This is a genomic window from Pedobacter sp. 01N416, assembly GCF_056399685.1.
In genome coordinates this window covers 1-1,566 of record NZ_JBFTRT010000829.1, presented here as the reverse complement: position 1 = coordinate 1,566, position 1,566 = coordinate 1, and the positions used below count along the sequence as shown (strand labels likewise).

General features: G+C 39.1%; 1 protein-coding gene and 1 pseudogene. One reads left to right on the top strand and one right to left on the bottom strand.

Annotated elements, in window-relative coordinates; all coding sequences use genetic code 11:
* A pseudogene (locus AC1DND_RS27615) lies at nt 1–676 on the top strand (AsmA family protein); the annotation flags it as partial.
* Nucleotides 677–813: 137 nt separating this feature from the next.
* Here AC1DND_RS27615 and mtgA read toward each other — a convergent pair.
* Nucleotides 814–1,542: a monofunctional biosynthetic peptidoglycan transglycosylase gene (gene mtgA / locus AC1DND_RS27610; RefSeq protein ID WP_477586021.1), complete on the bottom strand. Its 729-nt coding sequence runs from the start codon at nt 1,540–1,542 to the stop codon at nt 814–816.
* Nucleotides 1,543–1,566 lie beyond the last annotated feature (24 nt).

Here is a 1,566-nt window from a genome sequence, read left to right as displayed (position 1 = left end):
CCATATTTCTTTACGTGGCGGGGGTATTTTCTTCAACAAAATAAGCGTGGCCCATGCGGGTGGTCAGTTATCGCTGAATGGACATATTATGCAGGAAGCCGCCTCAAATAGCTTTAAAATCAATTCAAAGATCAGCCATGTAAGTGTTAAAGATTTCTTTTATTCGTTTGATAACTTCGGACAGAATACCATTACCAACAAAAATTTAAAAGGGTATTTATCAGCGTTGGCCAACATTTCCGGAAGGATATCGCACACGGGAAAAATTCTTCCGAGATCGATAAATGGAAAAGTGGTATTCAACCTGAACAATGCCGCATTGGTTAATTTCGACCCGATGGTTAAGGTAGGGAAATTTGCTTTTGCCAACAGGAACTTATCAAACGTAGAAATCAAAAATCTTGATGGAACACTTAACGTGCGTGGTGATAAAGTAGAAATAAGTCCGATGCAGATAAATTCCAGCGCGTTAAACTTTAACGTAAAAGGTATTTATGCTTTAGGGAGTGGTACAAATGTAGAGATGGATATTCCGCTGAGAAATCCAAAGGGTGATGAAAACCTAACCAGATCGGAAAAAAGAGAAGCCCGTATGCGCGGCATCGTATTACACCTAAAAGCTGTTGATGACGAAAAAGGTGGAATAAAAATCAGGTGGAATAAGGATCACGAATAAACTAATAATTGAATGAGAGCGTTTTGAATGATTGAATGTGTTTGTATTTCCTTATTAGAAATTTTTGCACTCAATTATTCAATCACATCATTCAAAATTCAATAATTCTGTCATTCAATCATTCAATCATTCAATCATTAGAAATCAAGCGGCCCTAACCTATTCATATTTCTTAAAATCAGATATTGACGGTGCCTGATGTACGGGGTTGCATTTTTGGGTGTCCACCTTCTGGGGTTTGGAAAACAGGAAGCAATTAAAGCAGCCTGTTTCCTGGTCAGTTTTGTACAGGATTTGCCATAATACTCCTGGGCGGCGGCCTCGGCGCCATAAATCCCATCGCCCATTTCGATTACGTTCAGGTAAACTTCCAATATTCTTTCTTTGCTCCAGAACAGTTCGATGAGTAGCGTAAAATAAGCTTCAAAACCTTTTCTTATCCACGACCTCCCAGGCCACAAGAAAACGTTTTTAGCTGTTTGCTGCGAAATGGTACTTCCACCTTTTACCTTTTTCCCTTTGGCATTACTGGCAAAAGCTTTTTCAATGGCTTTCATATCAAAACCGATATGTTTTAAAAAGAGTTGATCTTCGGCAGATACCGCAGCCCTTTTCATATTATCAGACATATCCTCGAATTTCACCCACTTTTTCTCTGTTTTAAAAGACTTACCATCGGCTTTGCGTTCAATGTTCCGTAGCACCATTAAAAGTGTAATGGGCGGATTGATAAAACGCAGGGCGATTACCCAAAACACAGAAACCAGCAGAAAATATAAAAATACTTTCGTAACAATATTGGTGATCTTTTTTAAAAGAGGATGTTTTGCCTTGCTTTTAGCTCTGGTTGTCCGGGTTTTGGCCATGGCGCAAAGGTAATTAAAGGGACG

Excerpts from the sequence above, each read along its gene's own strand:
- mtgA (WP_477586021.1), bottom strand. The coding sequence starts at position 1,542 with ATGGCCAAAACCCGGACAACCAGAGCTAAAAGCAAGGCAAAACATCCT.